Origin of the sequence: Photobacterium sp. GB-210, from assembly GCF_003026075.1 — a bacterium.
Classification (GTDB): domain Bacteria; phylum Pseudomonadota; class Gammaproteobacteria; order Enterobacterales; family Vibrionaceae; genus Photobacterium.
On sequence record NZ_PYNU01000002.1, the window covers coordinates 729560 to 750061 of the forward strand.

Genomic DNA, 20502 nt, shown 5'->3' on the forward strand with positions numbered 1-20502 from the left:
TATAGGTATAAGTGTTATCAAGTTTATTGAGTACCGAGGATTTTAGAGATTTTTTTCTTATATTCAACAAAATTAACAACTAGCTGAAAAAATAAAGGCATGGTTAATTAAAACCATGCCTTTTATCGTTATTTGAAGATAAAGATTTTAAATTTCTGCTTACGCGGTTTGCGCTTGCTCAATTGCTACTGCAACAGCCACTGTTGCACCAACCATTGGATTATTACCCATACCAATTAAGCCCATCATTTCTACGTGAGCAGGTACAGATGAAGAACCAGCAAATTGAGCGTCAGAGTGCATACGACCCATGGTGTCAGTCAGGCCGTAAGATGCAGGACCTGCCGCTACGTTATCTGGGTGAAGAGTACGACCAGTACCGCCGCCTGATGCAACTGAGAAGTAATCTTGGCCTGCTTCTAGACGTTCTTTTTTGTATGTACCAGCCACTGGGTGTTGGAAGCGAGTAGGGTTAGTCGAGTTACCTGTAATAGAGATATCAACATTCTCGCGGTGCATAATCGCTACACCTTCACGCACATCATCAGCACCGTAACAGTTAATTTCGCCACGTTGTGTTTGAGAGAAGCGACGTTCATTAACGATTTCAAGTTCACCAGTTGTGTAGTTGAACTGAGTTTGTACATAGTTAAAGCCGTTAATACGTGCAATAAGGTAAGCTGCATCTTTACCCAAACCGTTAAGAATAACGCGTAGTGGGTTAGTACGTACCTTGTTTGCGTTTAGTGCGATTTTGATTGCACCTTCAGCTGCAGCATAGGATTCGTGACCTGCTAGGAATGCAAAACACTGAGTTTCATTGCTTAGAAGACGCGCACCTAGACGACCATGACCTAAACCCACTTTACGTTGGTCAGCAACAGAGCCTGGGATACAGAATGCTTGTAGACCTTGGCCTAAAAACTCAGCCGCTTCAGCCGCTGTTTTTGCGCCTTCTTTTAGTGCGATTGCAGCGCCTAGAACATATGCCCATGATGCGTTTTCAAACGCAATTGGTTGGGTTTCTTTTACGATATCGTAAGCGTTAACACCTTTATCTTCGATGTATTGACGCGCTTCTTCAAGTGAAGAAAAACCATATTGTTCTAGAACGGGTGTGATTTGGTTAATACGACGATCAAAGCTTTCAAATAATGCAGCCATGATAAAATCCTCAATAAATTTAGCAAATTAGGTGTAATTGAATATATGGATAACAGCTTGGCTGATTATTCGTGACGAGGATCGATTGTGCGAACCGCTTCGTCAAAACGACCATATTGACCTGTTGCTTGTTCCATTGCTTGATCTGCTGGAACACCTTTACCGATAGATTCCATCATCTTACCGATATTAACGAAGCGGTAGCCGATGATTTCGTCGTTGTCATCAAGTGCGATTTTAGTAACGTAACCTTCAGCCATCTCCATGTAACGAGGGCCTTTTTCACGAGTACCGTAATGCGTACCTACTTGGCTACGTAAACCTTTACCAAGGTCTTCAAGACCAGCACCAATTGGTAGACCGTCTAAAGAGAAAGCCGTTTGTGTACGCCCGTAAACGTATTGAAGGAAGATTTCACGCATTGCAACGTTGATAGCATCACATACTAGGTCAGTATTTAGTGCTTCAAGGATAGTTTTACCAGTGATGATTTCTGAAGCCATTGCTGCAGAGTGAGTCATACCTGAGCAACCGATAGTTTCGATTAATGCTTCTTCAATGATACCGTTTTTCACGTTTAAAGTTAGTTTTGCAGCACCTTGTTGTGGTGCACAAGTACCACAACCGTGGCTAACACCAGAAATTGCAATAACATCTTTAGGTTGTACCCAGCGACCTTCAACAGGAATGGGTGCAGACTCGTGATGTGGACCACGAGAGATAGGACACATATTTTGTACTTCAGTTGAGTATTGCATTGCTCTGCCTCACTAGACACCGCGTTACTAATTATAAAACTCAGAGTAGGAAAGAGTTGTATAACGCTCAGCCGTGTTGAATTGATAATTCTTTATCGAGCAGAAAATAGAAGAGGACAAAAATGAAATAACAACGCGACGAATGCAAAAATTAATATAATTAATTAAAATTATAAATATCCATTTAAACAAATACACGGTCCTCGACGATTTAAAGTCGAATGTTGTTAGACGTCATTATCCTTTATTGAAAGGCGGTTAAAGGAGGAACATCATCTCCCGCCATAAAACCTATTATTTATGGCATACGATATAGAGATATAAATATCTCTTTCTCTGATAAGATAAATATACGCTTTTATTCTAATGCCGTGTAATTTAAAAAAAAGAATAAAGATTTCAAATATGAAAAAACTGAATGAGAATAAATATCATTATATTCTCATTAGTCTCTAATGATTATCTTTTTTTAAATTGTTATTAATATATTTCTCTAAATCAGAAAAGGGCATTGGTTTTGCGTAATAATAACCTTGAATTAAAAATACGCCTTGGTCTCTTAAATAATTGACTTGTTCTTGTGTTTCCACACCTTCCGCAATCATGGTCAATTTTGCTTCTTTTCCAAAGCTGATGATAGCGTTTAATATATTGGCTTTAACGTCACAAGTACCGATTGTATCAATAAACATTTTGTCAATTTTTAAGGTGCTGATGGGTAACTCTTGAAAGTAGCTAAAGCCACCGAACCCCGTTCCTGCATCATCGAGCTTAATGGAAATACCATGGTCAATTAATCGCTGCATCACTTCTTTGGCTGAGGTTACGTTTGTGAACTGAGTTCTCTCGGTTACTTCTATCGCAACACGGTGATTAGACACTTGCGCTGAAGATAATGTGTTGAGTAATTTTGTTGCAAACGTTTGATTTTGAAGTTGACGCGGTATGACATTAATACTGATATAAAAGTTGTCATGGATGTTAGTTAGTTTTGAAAGATCCTCGGCTACTTGTGATATTAAAAGATCTGTTATCTCGTAAATTTGTTTATTCTGTTCGGCAATATCAATAAAGTTAGCAGGAGAAATAATTTCACCATTTGCTTTACACCATCTAATTAAGCTCTCACAACCGATAATTGAGCCTGTCATTGAATTAATAATAGGCTGGTAAAAAGGGATAAACTCTTTGCGTTTAATACCCCGTTCAATAGCCATTTTAACTGTTCGTTGTTGAGGGCGAAGGCCTAAAAATATACATGTAATAACAAGTAGAATGCATAAAAAAACATTAACCATTAAAAGCTCTGAATGAACAATATCCGTTAATCCTTTTTTAGTTACAAAAACTTCAAGATAAATGTTTTTTGTCAGCTTTTTTTTAAATTCATGATAAAAGATATTTTTTTTAATCTTCGACTGGATTTGAATTTTTTTATCCTTATAAATAATATTAATAACAACATTATTATCATTTGTGTTATTAAAATAAAGTTGACGATTTAATGGGTCGGTAATTGTGATTAAATGGGTATCATTAGGCAAATTACGAATTATTTTCAAGCGACTGCCTAAATATGAAGTAACCACATAGTCTTCAAGCGTGATTGCATTTTCTTTATTGTAGTTATCACTTATAGGTTAATTTATCCCGTAATTTGAACAACTACTGTGAGGAGTGAACAGTCCAAGATAATGAATGTTACTCGACAAATCATTTGCTAATCGCATTTCTTTAATATCATGTTTTGAACATGTAAAAGTTAGCTTTGGTATTAACTTTTCTATACCTGTAGATAGAGCAACCCCCTCATTATCAGAAAGGTACAATGTAGGCACTAACGCGTCTATGCCTGAGTCAAATACCATGGTATCCGGCTCATTGGCTTTATTTTTTAAATTGACACGATTATACAGTCCATATTGGAATAAACTAACTTTTATAAAATACTGCATTAAAAAGATAGAGCCTAAACCTATAATAAGAATTATAAAAGGTTGCTTCCAACGAAGTAATAAATTGTTATTCATGATATTTAAATTAGCATAGATTCTAACTAGGTATATTCTATTATTCTTTAGCTGTTTGTTTCAAATATAAATACAATTATTGAATAAATGACTAGAAAATTAGCACTTGTGGTTATATATTTTAACGGTTATATAACCTTATGTTAAATATTGTATTATTAATTGACCTAATAATGGAGTTGCAGTAAATGCAAAAAATATATAAAAGTGATGGTTTACTATTTAAATCACATTGGTTTACTGTTCCGCTGAATTATAGAGATTCACATCAAGAAAAAATTACTGTTTATGCTCGAGAAGTGGTGAAGCAAGGCCACGAAAATGATGATTTACCGTGGTTAGTTTATTTACAAGGAGGACCTGGATTTCCATCGCCACGCCCGACGGGCAATTCAGGTTGGCTTAAGCAGGCATTAACAAAATACCGCGTATTACTGCTTGATCAACGAGGTACAGGGAAAAGTACTCCGGTTTCTCATCAAACTTTGTCTGATAAAACACCAGAGCAGCAAACAAACTATTTAAGTTATTTTCGCGCTAATAATATTGTTAAAGATGCTGAATTTATTCGTGAAGCATTAAATATTAAACAATGGGCTATTTTGGGGCAAAGCTTTGGTGGGTTCTGTGCATTGCATTATTTATCTTATTACCCTGAGTCATTAACACGTGCTTATTTAACGGGGGGTATTCCACCGATAACAGGGCATGCTGATAACGTTTACCGTGCAACTTATAAACGTGTACTCGGTAAAAATAATGGTTTCTTTTCTCGCTTTCCTAATGCACAACAGCAATGTGTCGATATTGCTAATTTCTTATTGGACAATGATGTTCGGTTACCTAATGGTCAACGATTTACTGTTGAACAATTCCAACTGTGGGGGATTAATTTAGGTCGAGGTGGTGGTGATTTAGCGATGTACTACATGCTTGATGAAGCTTTTGTTGAGGTTGGTGGTCAGCCTGAGTTGAGCTACAGCTTTTTAAACCAAATGTTATTAGAGCAAAGCTATCAGACAAATCCTATCTACGCTATTTTGCATGAATCTATATATTGCCAACATGAAGCGTCGAGCTGGTCAGCGCAACGTGTACGGAGTGAATACCCGCAATTTAATTACGCAAAGGGAGGGGATTTCTTCTTCACAGGGGAGATGGTCTATCCGTGGATGTTCGATCAACTGCATTGCTTACAACCACTAAAGATTGCGGCAGAATTACTTGCAGTGAAAGATGATTGGTCTTGCTTATATGATGCTCAGCAATTAGCGAACAATACCGTTCCCGTTGCTGCTGCTGTCTATGTTGATGATATGTATGTTGATTATGATTTAAGTTGCCAAACACTAGCAGGGTTAAATCAGGCTAAAGTGTGGGTAACAAATGAATATGAACATAATGGGTTAGGTGTTGCTGGAGAAGTTATTTTATCTAAATTAATGACGTTAGCCGATAACCTATAAAATAGTTGAGCAAATTGCTTAGGTATTATTTGTGTTATAATATAACATATTGATATATGGTACACGTGAGTTCCTGCTGCACAGTACGATAAATTTAACCTGTTGGTGATCTTTTTAAACGATTAATCACGTATTATCTTTGTTTAAAGCGCAGTACTGTTGTCATGTGGTAATTTTCGCTATTATTCACAAGTTGAAATTAAGTCGATAGTCATCATAAGCAATAGCATTCCTTATGATCGAGTATTAGAAAATGCTTAGGAAGAATATGGTAAATGTTAGGGCGAGAGTGCCTTTTAAAGTTGGTTTAAAAAGCAATATTCCTGCAGATTTGCTTTCGTTCAACGGGCTTGAGTCTGGTAAAGAACACGTTGCCGTTATTTTTAAAGATGCAGATAAAACGACAGCACCTTTGGTGCGTATGCATTCTGAATGTTTAACTGGTGATGTTTTCCACTCATCTCGATGTGACTGTGGTGAACAGTTAGATGAAACTATTGAAAAGATGGGGGAGTTAGGCGGTATTATTCTTTATCTTCGTCAAGAAGGGCGTGGTATAGGTTTGTACAATAAAATTGATGCTTATAAGCTTCAAAGTGAAGGTATGAACACATATGAAGCAAACAATCATCTAGGTTTTGGTGACGATTTACGTGATTTCAGTGAAGCGGCATATATGTTGAAAGCACTGGGTTTAACTGAGATTCGACTTGTTACTAATAACCCTAAAAAGATTCGTGAATTAAGCGAAAATGGTATCAATATTGTTGAAGTTGTTGGTACTAAAGCGCATGTAAAAGATGGTAATGAAAGTTATCTTAAAACCAAAGCAAGTCATGGTCATCATCGCTTATATTTCGAAAGTTAAGTTGTATTATCTGTAAAAAGAAGCCCTGTATTGCTCGCAGGGCTTTTTTGTTTCTGTGCAATTTTTCTGAACAAGATTCCCCACACTTACACATTAGAAAATGTAATCCAAATTCAAAATTTATTCGTGCTAAATCAAGCAATATCTTCTTGTCATAATCCAGCATCAAGATTAACATCTCGTCTTAAATTTAGTCATAGGTTCTAATATAAGAATATTTATTGAATGTTGAATTCAATATTTATTGTTAGGTTAGAGTTTTATCCTGTTTGAAGGGCTCGTTTTTATTTTATCGGGTTCTTTGCGAAATATTATTCTGTCTGAGGGTAATGGTTGTGGTTAAGCAATCGTCTTCGAATATGGGCAAGTTCCTATTCTTGCTTATTATATTTATTGCTGTAGGGCAAATGACCCAAACAATGTACGTGCCAGCAATTCCAGAAATGGCGACGTTCTTTGGTGTTAGAGCTGCTTCTTTACAAGCAGTGATGGCCGCGTATTTAATTCCTTATGGTTTATCGCAGTTTGTTTATGGGCCGTTATCTGATCGTATTGGCCGACGTCCCGTAATGATCAGCGGTATGGTCATTTTCTTGATCGGTACTGTTATTGCGTTAGTAGCCCCAAGTTTTGAAGTACTACTCCTTGCTAGTTTTATCCAAGGTATGGGTACTGGTACCAGTGGTGCAATGAGCCGAACAGTTACACGCGATTGTTATGACGGTGATGACTTACATAAAGTAAATAGTTTAGTCAGTATGGGGGTGATATTTTCTCCATTGATCGCACCTGTATTAGGTGGCTATTTATCAGAGCATCTAGGCTGGGAATCTATTTATATTTACCTTTTAGGTTTTGGTTCACTTGTAACACTTGCCCTAATGCGTTCTTTTGGTGAAACATTACCCGTTGAAAATCGCCGAGCGGAGCGAGTATGGGTAAGTTACCGTTATGTGTTATCTAATCGTCGTTTCCAAGGTTATGTGGTGTGTTTAATTGCCACATTTGCAGGTGTCGCTACGTTTGAAGCATCAGCAGGGGTATTACTGGGTAGTGTGTTAAAACTGGATCCAAGTACCGTAAGTTGGTTATTCATTCTGCCTTTGCCGGGTTATTTATTGGGTTCTTGGGGCTCAAATAAATTGATGAAGCGATTGGGTACCAACCGCGTTTTATTCTTGGGTATGTTTGCCTTACTTGCAGGTGCTATTACGATTATTATTCCAGGCATGGAGGGGCTGGTAACGGTGACGAGTTTAATTGGTGGTGCGTTTATTTATTTTATGGGTGCTGGGGTTTTATTTCCTGCTGCTACCACATTAGCAATTCAGCCGTTTCCGCAACATGCAGGTACAGCTGGAGCCGTACTTGGTGGTCTTCAGAATTTAGGCGCAGGTTTAGCTACATTAGCAGCATCAGCAATGAGTGCACAAAGCCAATTTAATTTAGGTGCAGTACTTGCAGTAATGGCAATTCTTGTCGTGTTGAGTTTGGTGTGGATCCGACGCAGTGAGAAACATGACATCACAATACTGGCAAGTTAATTAAGCTCGATTATTGTGTGTGAAAGTAAAAAAGGCGACATCACATCCATTAAAAAGATGTTGATATCGCCTTTTTTCTATTAGGAATACGATGATTAATCGCGTTTCCATAAAATATGGCAGCCTTTGTTTTCAGGATCACGGCTAATTAGCATACGCGCAAATACGTCATCGAGTTCATCGTTTTCTTCATTAACAAGACCAATGATAACCTCAGCAAAAAGCTCTTTATCCACATCAAAACCAGCGTGCTCTGCCCAGTCATCACGTGTTTCAACGATTTCAGCTGCACCACGATCTTCAAATTGTGCAGTGAAGAGTAATACGTCTGCTGGCTCTAAGTTATCTTGTGCCATTTCTAAGAAAATATCGTATGCCGCATCGATAACGTCATCGTAAGAAATCAGGTTTTGAGTTTCCATAGATTAAGATCTGTCTCTTTGTGTGTAAGAGTGGTGATTATACTAAAACCTCGCTAAGAAGCGATGCCTATAATGGTTTGAATGAAAATTTAAGCAGAAAAACAACGATTTTGAGTATTTACTTTCGATAGGTTGAATTTGGTAGTATATAGAGAGAATAAAGCATATAAATCTACATTTTTATTACGATTTGTTATTGCTGTTTTTTACGGATTGAAGCTGTCTATGAGTTGTATTTGTAATGAAAACACTACCTGTTCTTGATGAATTAACCCCATTTCAAGCACCTTATATGCCAGTGTTATTAGCTTTGGTAAAACAATTACAGGCTGAGTTTTCAGAGCAAATACACAGCATATACCTTAATGGCAGTGTTGCCGCTCGTTGCGCGATAACAGAACGTTCAGATCTTAATATAACACTGGTTGTTAATAGATCATTATCGGCATCAGAACACCGCGTATTAGATTCACTATGTCAACAAATAGCCTATCGTTATAACGTTATCACTCAGGTTGATCTGACGGTGGTTACGCGAGATGAAGTGATGACACTGGCATCGATCTTTAAATGGGGTTTTTGGTTTAAGCACTGTAGCGTATGCCTCTATGGCGATAGTTTGGCAACACAATTTGGTTTGTTTGAACCGAGTTGGGAGATAGCAAAAGCGTTTAATAGTGATATAAAAACGGTACTTGCGGATTGTCGTAGTAAAATTATGGCAACGAAAAGTGTGACAGAATATAACGCATTGTGCCGAAAGGTGGGTAAGAAGATGCTACGAAGCTGTTTTATGCTGGTGGCACATCGCACATCGAGTTTAGCTTATAGTGAGCAGCAATGTGCTGACTTCTTTCTTCATTTTTATCCTGACAAAACAGTCGATATTGAACGTATTCAAATTCTTATCAATGGTCCGCAAGTACCCAAACGTGCCGCTTTGTTTTTAGTTGAACATGTCGGGAATTGGATTGTGGCGGAGTTTGAAAAAATAGAAAAAAAGATCGGGTGATCATATCAACAGCAGAGGTTTTATTTGCAGTCGTTAGCAACGGGTTTTGTTTTAACTCGCCAAAGTCGTGACATTAATGGACAAACAGAAATCATTCTCTGGGTTAAAACAGAAAATGGTCCATATCGTTTGTCTATTATAGGCGATAAGCCTGTTTTCTTTGTTCGTACAGAGCAAAAAGTGCAAGCCCAACAGGTATTAACGAGTGCGAATATCACAACAGAGTGGAAAGATCTGCCACTTAAAACGTTTCAGCATCATGTTGTTTCTGCCTGTTATTGCCACACTATTCGCGATGGCTTCTCTGCGGTAAAAGCACTTTCTGCGGAGCTAATTGATGTTTTTGAATCGGATATTCGTTTAGCAGATCGCTATTTAATGGAACGTTTTGTTCGTGGCGGCTTGGTTTTTACCGGTGATCAACGTCAGCGTTCTGGCTACATTGAAGTCACAAAAACTAAAGTAAAACCTATTGATTATGTACCAACGCTGAGTGTCGTGTCGTTAGATATTGAGTGTTCTGAAAAAGGCGTATTGTATTCTATTGGTTTACACAGCGATGCTGATAGCCGAGTGATCATGGTAGGGCAAGCACCTGACGGTTATAGCGAGTCTAGTGACTTGTTGATCGAGTGGGTTGAAAATGAAAAGGCGTTATTGCAATCGTTAGAGTCGTGGTTTATGGCTTTTGATCCTGATGTGATCATCGGATGGAACGTGATCGACTTTGATTTTCGTTTATTATTGCATCGTGCTGAGTGGAATAAAGTTAATTTACGTATTGGTCGTGGACGACAAACGCCGCATTATCGACCATCTTCGCAAAATCCTAATCAAGGGTTTATTACTGTTCCCGGACGAGTCGTCATGGATGGTATTGATACGCTTAAAACCGCGACTTATAACTTCCGTTCATGGTCGCTAGAGTCGGTTTCACAAGAATTATTGGGTGAAGGTAAAGCGATTCATAACGTACACGATCGGATGGCGGAAATTAATCATATGTTTCGCCATGATAAGCTCTCTCTTGCTAAATATAACTTACAAGATTGTGAGTTGGTGACTCGCATTTTTGAGCATACTCATTTACTCGATTTTGCTATTGAACGGTGCCGTTTAACGGGCGTGGAATTGGATCGTGTAGGGGGCTCAGTTGCCGCCTTTACCAATCTTTATATGCCGCAATTACACAGAGCAGGCTATATCGCACCAAACCTTGTCAGTGATAATTGGATCGCAAGCCCGGGTGGTTATGTTATGGACTCTAAACCCGGATTATATGATTCTGTATTAGTCCTCGATTTTAAATCACTATATCCTTCGATTATCCGATCTTTTCGGATTGATCCTATGGGGCTAGTCGAAGGGTTAAACCAAGAAGAAGGTAAAGCGGAACACCAAGCTATTAATGGGTTTCGTGGCGGACGCTTTCATCGGACCAAGCATTTCTTGCCGAAGATGATTGAAGATTTATGGGCTGCACGTGATCAAGCCAAACGTGATGGCGAAAAAGCGTTTTCCCAAGCAATTAAAATCATCATGAACTCATTTTATGGTGTATTAGGATCGTCAGGCTGTCGTTTCTTTGATCACCGTTTAGCTTCATCGATTACCATGCGTGGCCATGAAATCATGAAATTGACTCGAGAGTTAATTGAAGCTAAAGGCTATGAAGTGATTTATGGTGATACCGACTCAACTTTTGTATCACTTAAAAAAGCCCATTCACAAGATGATGCAAATGCGATTGGTCATGACTTAGTCTCTTATATCAATCAGTGGTGGACAGAACATCTACGTGATAAATATGGCTTAACATCGGCTCTTGAAATTGAATATGAAACCCATTACCACAAGTTTTTAATGCCCACTATTCGGGGACAAGAAACAGGCAGTAAAAAACGGTATGCCGGATTAGTGTGGCGAGGGGATAAAGAAGAGATCGTATTTAAAGGGTTAGAGACGGTTCGAACTGACTGGACACCACTCGCTCAACATTTTCAGCAGTCACTGTATCAAATGGTTTTCCATGATCAGGATGTTGATGATTATGTTCGTGATTATACGCAGCGAACGTTAGCAGGGGAGTTTGATGATTTGCTTATTTACCGTAAGCGATTAAGACGAAATTTAGCGGATTATCAGAAAAATATACCACCGCAGGTGCGTGCAGCCCGTTTAGCTGATGAAATGAACCTAAAATTAGGTCGTCCTCGTCAATATCAAAATAAAGGGACGATTGAATATGTATTTACAGTATCAGGTGCTGAGCCAAGCGAGTATCGTCAAAGCCCTATCGACTATAACCATTATATTGATAAGCAATTAAAGCCAGTTGCTGATGGTATCTTGCCGTTTATAGGTAAATACTTTGATGAGATTACTGCGCCGCAGTTAGGGTTGTTTTAACGATTATCATAATGGTTGTTTATTCTTTTTTCACATTCACTGTTACTGGTAGTTTATGGTTTATTCTTTATAATGTGAAAAACTTTTAGATTATCCCATTATGAAAAAAACATTTAATGCTTTTCGATATGTAGGCTGGTTAGCTATCATTTGCTCTACTCTTGGTTCATTGTTGCTGTTTATTGTTGGCTCAATGAAAACGTATACCGCGTTTACTGTGGTGTTTTTTAATGCAGTACCGCATAACAGCCTAGTGCATTTAGATACTGCAGATATAGCGACGTATTATTTAATCAAGTCACTCGATATTTTTTTAATCGCTTTTGTATTGTTTATTTTTGCACACGGTGTATTCACACTATTTATATCAAATAAAAAATCGCCAGACGCAGATAAAACAAATGTTTTAGGTTGGATAAAAACACCTAATATTGGGCATTTAAAAAATGTATTAGCAGAAGTCATTGTGATCATTCTTTTTGTTAAGTTCTTAGAAGCGGTATTGGTCAATTTCAATAATCTTGATTGGAAGATACTTATTTTACCGGTTTCTATTTTATTACTTAGCCTAGGATTGAAGTTTTTAAACTTAGCTGAAGAATCGGATGATCGCGTTGAAGAAAACGACTAATATTTGGAAATGATATAAAAAAACGCGCTATATAAGCGCGTTTTTTTGTTGCTAATAAATAAAAACTATTTAAAGAATTCAACTTTAGATACGTCTTTAGTATTGGCAAGAATAGGATCGAAATTGATCACACCACGGTTTTGAGTACAGATCTTGTACACATCACCACATTCAAAAATAGCTAAAATTTCTTCAGGTGCACGGAATATTTCTGGCGGAAGTTTACCTACTTCGCCAATACATACCGTTCCTTCATGTGACCAAACTAACTTACTTACGCGTTTACTGTCGCTCGGAATAGGTGCTGAGACATGTGCAGCAATCGAGGAATAAACAGATTCCGCTTGTTCAAGGTCTTTAGCCGATGGTACAAAAAAATCCATGGTTCCCTCCTTTGATATATCTATTCGGGGACATGACTAGATATATAATGTAAAAATTAGTTATCAGCCATGACAACTCGAATAACCTTATCAGAGTTGAGGTGATGAAAGCAACTAACATAACTGACTATTTTTTCATAAAATCAATACAGAATTAACGAATTAGCAAAATTTTGTTAGTGTTTTTCACTTAATAACAGCACGAGTTATAAAAATCTATTATTCTCATTAAAGGTATGATGATGAAATTTAATAGGCATGGAACAGAAAGACTTTTTTGATATTCCAAGTCCCTGTAAGCGCATATGTGAAGTGAATAATAAGGGGTATTGCAAAGGATGCTTCCGTAGTAGGGAAGAGCGTTTGTATTGGCTTAAAATGACCGATGATGAAAAACATCTAGTACTTGATATATGTCGTCGCCGCAAACAGCAAGTACTAAGGCGTCACCGAGCTAAATTGCAGCAAGAGTTAGATAAGAATATTGAGCAAGAGGATGATCCGCAACAGTCGTTGTTTTAGTAAATATATCGATACAGTTATTTAGATATAAAAAAAGCACTCCGAAGAGTGCTTAATAAAACGTTTATGAACTCGCAATTAGATGCGTTTGAAGTCCATGTGTTCAACTTTAGGCTTGAACGGGTGACGTTGAATGTCTTGAGGTTTAACTTTAACTTCTTGACCGTCGATTACTAGTACGAAACCTTCGTAGAACTCAGGCTTGTCCATTTGGTTGATAACATCGCTGTGCTTAAGAGCGATAGCAACTGGTGCTGCTTCACCACCGTAAATGATACCTGGGAATTGCTCTTGAAGACGTAGGCGGCGGCTCGCACCTTTACCTAGGTCAGTACGTACTACTGCATTAAATTTCATAATCAATACTCTTTGATATAAATGATTCACTAAGTAATGCGACCTTACTTAGCGTCGTAAAACGAGCGCGCATACTAACAATCATATTGCTGTTAAGCAAGCGTATTAAAGTGAAAAATAATACTTATTAAATAACAAATAAATAGATGAGCGAATTGCTATCTTTTTGTGTGAAAAATACACGTTAATTATACCGTGACCACTTTTTCTTATTTTAGGTAATCAATAATACGTAGCCTATATCGCAATGAATATTCCTTATGGTAATGATAATTAAATAAATATCATTTCTTAATCTAAATGATAGTAATTATCGTTTTTGTTTGTAATAATGTTTGCGAATTTTGTTACAAATAAAAAATTGTGAAGTAGGGATATATGAACAAGCAATTAACTCTGATCGCCAGCTCTTTAGTCGCGGTCCTTTCTCCATCCGTTTATGCCAGCAACGATGTTTCTCAATTTGATGAGATTGTTGTTTCGGCTTCGAGAGTTGATGAAACTAACCAAGATAAAACAAGGACGGTTGCAAAAGTTAGCAGCGAAGAACTTGATGAAATGCAGGTTAATTCAGTCGCTGAAGCGGTAAAATTCATACCAAACGTGTCTGTTGCTGGTGGTAATGTTGCGAGTAATCAATCTATTAATATTCGTGGCTTAGAAGGGAATAAAGTCCTACAGGTTATTGATGGTAACCGCCAAAATGCCCAATTTGATCACCGACCATCCTTTTTCTTAGACCCAACTTTGATCAGTGACATTGAGGTAGTAAAAGGCCCTGTGAGTTCTTTATATGGCTCAGGTGCAATTGGTGGTGTGGTTATTCAAAATACAATCACAGCAGATGATTTAGTCGAAGATACAGGCTTTGGTGGCAAAGTTAAGACGGGCTATCAGAGTAACGGAAATGTTGTTACCACCGTTGGTGCGATTGCTAACAAACAAGATAATGTTGATTGGTTACTAGCCGGTAGTTACCAAGACAGTGGTGTGATGGAGCAAGGCAATGGCTATAAGCTCTATGGTACTGAAGCGATTAATAAGACGGGGTTAGCGAAATTTAATTGGCACTTTACCGATAGCCAAAGCATTGGTTTAGATTACCGCATTTCTGATTATGACGGGCACCCACCAGTTGTCGGCTCGACTGAGCCATTAAGTACAGAAGATAAACTGATTGATCGTACGTCCACGGATCAAAACATTACATTAAAGTACGCTTATAACCCTGAAAGTAACTTCATTGATAGTGCATTTAGAGTTTATCGTAACGACACAGATATTAAAGAGTTGGGTAATGGAAATACTGAAAAAGATATCAGCTCTATCACCACAACAGGTTTTTCTGTTACCAATAAATCTGATTTAGATCGTTTTCAAGTCTTTATTGGTGCTGATGGCTATGAAGATAAGTTAGATACTAAACGTCCAGTAACAACCTCAGGTCGTCCAACACCTCCTGATGGTGCTAAAGCAACAACCTTAGGTGGCTTTGCTCATGTTAATTACGCCTTATTAGAGTCACTTGAACTAGATGCTGGCTTACGTTACGACACGTTTGAGTCAAAAGCAGAAGGGTTCGAAAATAATAAGCAAGATGCTTGGTCTCCATCTGTAGGTGCTAACTGGCAGGCGACAGATTGGATGGCATGGTCATTAAGATATGACGAAGCATTCAGAGCGGCAAGTACGTCTGAATTATTTATGGACGGCACTCACTTTGCAATGGGGCCTATTACCAATGTATTTGTACCTAACCCGAATTTGAAGCCAGAACAGGCACATAATATCGAGTTAAAAGGTACATTTAATTTTGATAACCTTATTGGTGATGATGAATTACTGATCACAGCTAGCGTTTTCCAAAATAAAGTTAAAGACTTTATCAATCTAGATGTAACAGTACCAAGCCGTAGCGAAATGATAGCGTGTATGATGGCAAACCGTGGCTCTGGTGTTGGTTGTGGTGGTACAAGTACTTCAGATAACATCGACAATGCTAAGTTAAAAGGTTTTGAAGTTGTTGCCCAGTACCGTTATGACAGATTAAATACATTGCTATCGTATGGCCAAACACGTGGTAAAGATGAAAAAACAGGTGAGTGGTTAAGTAATATCCCTGCCGATAAATGGGTGGCGCAAGTTGACTACGGTATTTGGGAAATTGACACCAAAGTAGGTACACGAGCTATCTTTGCCAGCACTCAAGATCGACGTCCAAAAGACGATAACGAAGGCCCTTATAAGTCTTACGAACTTGTTGATTTCTATGCCTCATGGGAGCCAACGTCAAACATGGAAGGTCTAACGGTTGATTTTACTGTTGCCAATGCGTTTGATGAAAACTACCGTACACCATGGACGCAAGTTTATGAGCCAGGTCGTTCATACAAAATTTCAGCTGAATATAAGTTTTAATCCTTTAATACTTATATAAATAAAAACGCACAGTTTTACGTAAAGTAAGCTGTGCGTTTTTTTATTATATAGAAGCAGGCTACTATTTTAAGAACGCACTGTCTTCCAATACAATCAAAGGCTCGATATCACTGTCTTTTTTAATTACCAATGAATCATCTGAACGCAAACATACACCGCCGTAGTTCCCATCGACAGTAAAAGTACAAACCTGAATATATTTATTGGCGACTTTAGGTAAACACCATAACTGCTGGTAGATGTTTTTCTGATTATTAAATTTCCCATCGGTTGTATCTAATACTGAATCGTTGTGGTTAATCAAATCAATATTGCTGCCACAGCGTCCTGCAATAGGCTTAACGGCATAACCAGTTTGACGCAGTTCATCGGTTACGGTGAAGTCAGTATCTAATAAATAATGATGATGGGGGAATAAAGACCAAAGCACAGGCAATATCGCTTTGTTACTTGGTATTACCGTCCACAGTGGCTCAAATACTTTAACTTCAGGACGAAGTAACACGTCGATTAAGCGCACTTTTGTATCAGGATAGCCAGTGTGAATAGGTACAGCGGCATATTCGGTGCTGCTAACTTCGCGGACTTGATCCATTGCGGTTTCCCATGCCCATGTTTTCCATACACATTGAATCAAGCGTTGCTCGTCATCGACTAATTGTCCAATACTGTTCCAATATATGCCGTCCAACCCTTTGAGTATTTTGCTTTCAATACCGGCTAAGGTTAACGCTTTTTGCATGAATAATGCGTGATAATCTTCCTCTGCATCATCATCTTGCATGATATGAACAAAATCATATTCTTGGCTGTACTTCCATACACTGGCAAGCTCGTTGAGTAGATCTTCAGCAGGGCTATTTTCAGTAATATCGCCACCTTTCTCTGCCCATTTCTGAATGACCAAACATGCTTCCGTGTGGCAAGAAGCGGAGTCGGCATTGTACTCATACACTTTTAAGCCATCTTCAGTCATACAGAAATCAAGGCGACCAGTTAGCATGCTATGGCGGTGTTTCTGCCATGATAACCGTAGACGAGGCCATAAAATTTTCGGAATATCGAACAGTTCAAGCAAACTGTCGTCTTGCAGTACTTTATCTGTAGCGTGTAAGTACATTAAGTGTAATTCGTTAGTGGCTTTGGCTAATTCATGCTCTGCGCTTTCAGATATAGTGAAATAACGATAAATATCATCGTTAAGTAACTGTTTACCATTGACTTGTTGATAGGTTAATTCAAGCGGATCTGTTTCATCTAACCAAGGGGTTGAGAATTGCGCTTGGTTATCACGATAGGCACATTGAATATTCAACAGTTCAGGCGAAGGAGAGGGTTGAGGTAAACAATCATGCGCTTCGATGTTATAGGCCATCCAACCTAAAATTTCAGAGTCTTCAAACGTATCTTCAATGGTGTAGCAGCCATCTTTAACGTGTAAGGTTAATTCACGTGTCCATTGTTGACCTAATGGCAGTGGCGCAAACGTGACATTCTGCTCTGCAATCATGACTTTGTTATCAATAATTTGAGTAATAATAGCCACGTGACCTGTTTCTTGAAACTCCCCACCTTTTTGCCATATCAACAATGAACCAGCGACAGGGGCTTGGCGTGATCCATTGGCAAACGCGTAAAGTGGTAAGATTTTATCGTTAACGACTTGGCGTAAGAAACGCAATGAAAAAATCTCATATGCCATACCGACATCGGTAAACACCAACCCGTAATTGATATAAAGAAAACGTCGTGCAAACTCGACACATTGCCATTTCATACCCATATATTCACCATGAACGTAGCTACGCATGGCGGAATCATCGGTGTATTCATTTTCATCAATAGTACTGTAATCGGAAGAGTAGATTGCAATACCACCTGGGGCATAACCTAGCAAAGTACCAAAAGGAGCATTATTGGCGTGATCGTCTGTATTCATAATGTGGCCTACATGTAATTATCGAAACAAAAGCAAAGCGCTGTATGTTTTGATGGTTAAACTTTCTATAGCGACCGATGATGTGGCTCAGTGTTGAGCAAATAAGATATGCATTCGCATCAGGGGAGTATGGAAATACCGTTTTTTATCAAGCTAAAACTTTCATCAAAAGCTTGCAATGCAGAAATGTGAATTGTAAGGATGCTTCAATAATTTGGGCGTTCTATGGAATATTTTACGTTAGCCGTTATTCAATTGTCCTATTAGTGATGTTTATCGTCTGAATGTTGTTATTGGTATTTTTGTACAGTCTGTATGATCAATTCGTCACATCAATATGAGGATAAAAAATGTTAGATACTCAAAGTATTCGTAATATTGCGATTATCGCTCATGTTGCACACAAACAAGAACTCTCTAAATAGACAGACGTATCAACACGAAGAGTTAGCTCTTAGCGTCTAATGATCACTTGGTAAGTGGCTACATTTATATATAAGAGTGCTCATAATAAAGCTAATTTATTGGTGAGACTTAATACGTCATTTTATTCACACCAAAAGCCATGTGTTTCAGTAAGCCTACTGATCATCACATTAGTTTTCGAATATATAAATAAATCGGTCATAAAATTAGTCGGTAGAAATAGTTTCTAAATCATCAGGTATAGATGATATCTATTAATTAAATAAGTAAGGTGCGAAATTGGAATTTTTAATATTAGTTATAATTTTAATATCTTCATTATTAGTTGTCTTTTATCCAAAAAGAAAAAATTTGAGTGATGTTTCTTTGTTTTTTTCTGTCATTCTTAGTGTTTTATTATCACTTGTCGTTTGTTGGAATATGGTACTACCTATGGGGAACTACTAATTGAAACGTTTAAATAGTTCTCAAACATCCTTGCTGTTATCGGCTTTATCTTTGGGATTAACCCTGATCCCTATTGGTATTGCAACTGTGATACTTGGTTATATTCTGGGTGATAATCCTTGTATATTATGTTGGCAGGAAAGAATTGCAATTATACTTCTTTCTCTTTGTGCTTTATATATGTCTCGATATGGCTTGAGATTAAAATATATTAGTACCTATTATATTATATGTATTTACGGGTTATGGTTAAGTATATTGCATAGCTCTGTACATCTCGGACAGGATATTGGGCAGGGGTTTGGTGGCTTAATAATGGGTGCTCATGCATATACATGGGGAGTGTTCTTATTTATAGCTAACTTACTAATTATGTCTTTATTGATAAGGTTTTCAAATGAAGAATCATTAAGAAATACAACACGGATTCGCTGGGGGACGTTCCATAAAGTCTCAGGATATAGTTTTATTATTGTTATATTTTTAAACGTAATTCAGGCATTCACTCAAGTCGGTCCACCGCCATATATTGGGCAAGCAAGCCCGAAAAATTTTAGTTACGACTTAAGTAAAACGGTTTGGACGACAAAACATTGGCCTACGTGGAGTCATTTTTCATTTAGAGCTAATAATTACATTGAACAACCTGATTTTAATACATTACCAGTTAATGAAAGCACTAAATTTGAACATGCTAACCAATTACAGAAGATTAAAAACATTAATCTTCCAGCCGATATAACTGGTAGAGTAACAGCGATAAGTTACGATGAGAAAAGAAGTGTAATTGCTATTGCGACAAATAAAAACTGGATTTATTTACTTGATAAGACGGCATCAAAAATATTAAGCCAATATAAAGTAGACCCAAAATTTGATAAAGATGTAAGTAATATCTCTGGCATCTTTTTTGATAAAAACGGAGAAGTTATTGTAACGTCTGTTTATAAAAGTTATGTAAAGCTATCCGTTGATGATTCATATCGCATGAAAGAAATGGGTAGAGGGAACTTAAAGACAGTTCGAGCTAATAAAAGCTATATAGGTAGCAGTGCATTATCTTTATTAGATAATGAATATCTAACCTTGTCTTTGCCTAATAAAGTCAATGATTTTATTGTGTTATCAAGATTTAGCCGTAAAGATATGATGTTAAACGCTGAACAGATCATATCAATGAAAACGAAAGCGGTTCCTATAATAACCGGTATGGAAGTTACAGATAACGCAATTATTTTATTAAACAACTCAGGTAAGCAACTGATAGTTTTAGATAAAGAATCAAACAAACCTATAAATGTTTATGATATTGATGATGTTAATAACCCGCAAGGGGTGACAATTATTTCTAATAAAGTCTTAATTACAGATGAAGACGCTGGTAATAAGAGAGTAAAAACATATTTACTGCCTATTTAGCCTGTCAAAAAATAGGGTGAATAAAAGGTTAAGTTATTGCTTAGCCTTTTTTCGTCTCTATATAACTAGTTATAATAAAGGTTGAGAGATTTATCGCTTTAATCCTTTTTTAATAAGCAATATTTCTTACTTTCCATATCCAATTAAAAATCATTGGGTGTGAAAAATCGCTATCAAGCTCATAATATGTAGAGATTATATCGATTATGATAAAGATATTATAGATGTGTATTTTCACGTAAAAGTAAGGATGCTTATTAATAGCC

Annotated in this window: 16 protein-coding genes and 1 riboswitch; of the genes, 9 read left to right on the plus strand and 7 right to left on the minus strand. The window is 37.5% G+C overall.

What is annotated here, in order from left to right; all coding sequences use genetic code 11:
• Positions 1–159: 159 nt before the first annotated feature.
• The 3 genes from C9J38_RS06880 to C9J38_RS06890 all read right to left on the minus strand — a co-directional run bounded on the left by C9J38_RS06880 (position 160) and on the right by C9J38_RS06890 (position 3484).
• The gene (locus C9J38_RS06880; RefSeq protein WP_107206433.1) at positions 160–1164 is read right to left on the minus strand and encodes a GGGtGRT protein; all 1005 of its coding nucleotides are present in this window, start codon (positions 1162–1164) and stop codon (positions 160–162) included.
• Between the two features lie 65 nt (positions 1165–1229).
• Positions 1230–1922, minus strand: coding sequence for an iron-sulfur cluster assembly scaffold protein (locus C9J38_RS06885; protein ID WP_005368217.1), 693 nt, complete (start codon positions 1920–1922; stop codon positions 1230–1232).
• A 221-nt stretch (positions 1923–2143) separates the two neighbouring features.
• Positions 2144–2211, minus strand: a riboswitch (Fluoride riboswitch).
• Positions 2212–2374: 163 nt separating this feature from the next.
• Positions 2375–3484: an EAL domain-containing protein gene (locus C9J38_RS06890; protein ID WP_233218475.1), complete on the minus strand. Its 1110-nt coding sequence runs from the start codon at positions 3482–3484 to the stop codon at positions 2375–2377.
• 656 nt (positions 3485–4140) lie between these two features.
• Between C9J38_RS06890 and C9J38_RS06895 the strand changes: the two genes are divergently transcribed.
• The 3 genes from C9J38_RS06895 (at position 4141) to emrD (ending at position 7830) form a co-directional block, all read left to right on the plus strand.
• Positions 4141–5418, plus strand: coding sequence for an alpha/beta fold hydrolase (locus C9J38_RS06895; RefSeq protein WP_107206434.1), 1278 nt, complete (start codon positions 4141–4143; stop codon positions 5416–5418).
• A 268-nt stretch (positions 5419–5686) separates the two neighbouring features.
• Positions 5687–6286, plus strand: coding sequence for a GTP cyclohydrolase II (gene ribA / locus C9J38_RS06900; RefSeq protein ID WP_199188082.1), 600 nt, complete (start codon positions 5687–5689; stop codon positions 6284–6286).
• Between the two features lie 329 nt (positions 6287–6615).
• Positions 6616–7830 carry a multidrug efflux MFS transporter EmrD gene (emrD, locus tag C9J38_RS06905; protein ID WP_107206436.1) on the plus strand — a complete coding sequence of 405 codons (1215 nt, stop codon included), beginning with the start codon at positions 6616–6618 and terminating at the stop codon, positions 7828–7830.
• Positions 7831–7925: 95 nt separating this feature from the next.
• Here the strand turns inward: emrD and C9J38_RS06910 are convergent, their stop codons facing one another.
• On the minus strand, positions 7926–8252 hold the full coding sequence (locus tag C9J38_RS06910) for an HI1450 family dsDNA-mimic protein (protein ID WP_005368211.1): 327 nt from the start codon (positions 8250–8252) through the stop codon (positions 7926–7928).
• Between the two features lie 241 nt (positions 8253–8493).
• On the opposite strand from C9J38_RS06910, the gene C9J38_RS06915 reads away from it, so the two are divergent.
• From C9J38_RS06915 to C9J38_RS06925, 3 genes are all read left to right on the plus strand, one after another.
• The gene (locus tag C9J38_RS06915; RefSeq protein ID WP_107206437.1) at positions 8494–9264 is read left to right on the plus strand and encodes a hypothetical protein; all 771 of its coding nucleotides are present in this window, start codon (positions 8494–8496) and stop codon (positions 9262–9264) included.
• Positions 9265–9288: 24 nt separating this feature from the next.
• Positions 9289–11673: a DNA polymerase II gene (locus tag C9J38_RS06920; protein WP_107206438.1), complete on the plus strand. Its 2385-nt coding sequence runs from the start codon at positions 9289–9291 to the stop codon at positions 11671–11673.
• Between the two features lie 100 nt (positions 11674–11773).
• Complete coding sequence (locus tag C9J38_RS06925; protein WP_107206439.1) at positions 11774–12304, plus strand: YqhA family protein; 531 nt, start codon at positions 11774–11776, stop codon at positions 12302–12304.
• Between the two features lie 65 nt (positions 12305–12369).
• Here the strand turns inward: C9J38_RS06925 and C9J38_RS06930 are convergent, their stop codons facing one another.
• Positions 12370–12687: a hypothetical protein gene (locus C9J38_RS06930; RefSeq protein WP_107206440.1), complete on the minus strand. Its 318-nt coding sequence runs from the start codon at positions 12685–12687 to the stop codon at positions 12370–12372.
• Positions 12688–12945: 258 nt separating this feature from the next.
• Here C9J38_RS06930 and C9J38_RS06935 point away from each other — a divergent pair, with 258 nt between their 5' ends.
• Positions 12946–13209 carry a DUF1289 domain-containing protein gene (locus C9J38_RS06935; protein ID WP_080902005.1) on the plus strand — a complete coding sequence of 88 codons (264 nt, stop codon included), beginning with the start codon at positions 12946–12948 and terminating at the stop codon, positions 13207–13209.
• A gap of 78 nt (positions 13210–13287) precedes the next feature.
• Here C9J38_RS06935 and rplY read toward each other — a convergent pair whose 3' ends face one another.
• A complete protein-coding gene (gene rplY / locus C9J38_RS06940) occupies positions 13288–13566 on the minus strand; it encodes a 50S ribosomal protein L25 (RefSeq protein WP_045150345.1) in 279 nt (92 codons plus the stop codon).
• A gap of 378 nt (positions 13567–13944) precedes the next feature.
• On the opposite strand from rplY, the gene C9J38_RS06945 reads away from it, so the two are divergent.
• Positions 13945–15984 (plus strand): TonB-dependent hemoglobin/transferrin/lactoferrin family receptor, encoded by a 2040-nt coding sequence (locus tag C9J38_RS06945; RefSeq protein ID WP_107206441.1) that lies wholly within the window; start codon positions 13945–13947, stop codon positions 15982–15984.
• A gap of 82 nt (positions 15985–16066) precedes the next feature.
• Here C9J38_RS06945 and gss read toward each other — a convergent pair whose 3' ends face one another.
• Complete coding sequence (gene gss / locus C9J38_RS06950) at positions 16067–17944, minus strand: bifunctional glutathionylspermidine amidase/synthase (RefSeq protein WP_107206442.1); 1878 nt, start codon at positions 17942–17944, stop codon at positions 16067–16069.
• Between the two features lie 873 nt (positions 17945–18817).
• On the opposite strand from gss, the gene C9J38_RS06955 reads away from it, so the two are divergent.
• Positions 18818–20236, plus strand: a complete 1419-nt coding sequence (locus C9J38_RS06955) for a disulfide bond formation protein B (RefSeq protein ID WP_199195410.1) — start codon at positions 18818–18820, stop codon at positions 20234–20236.
• Positions 20237–20502 lie beyond the last annotated feature (266 nt).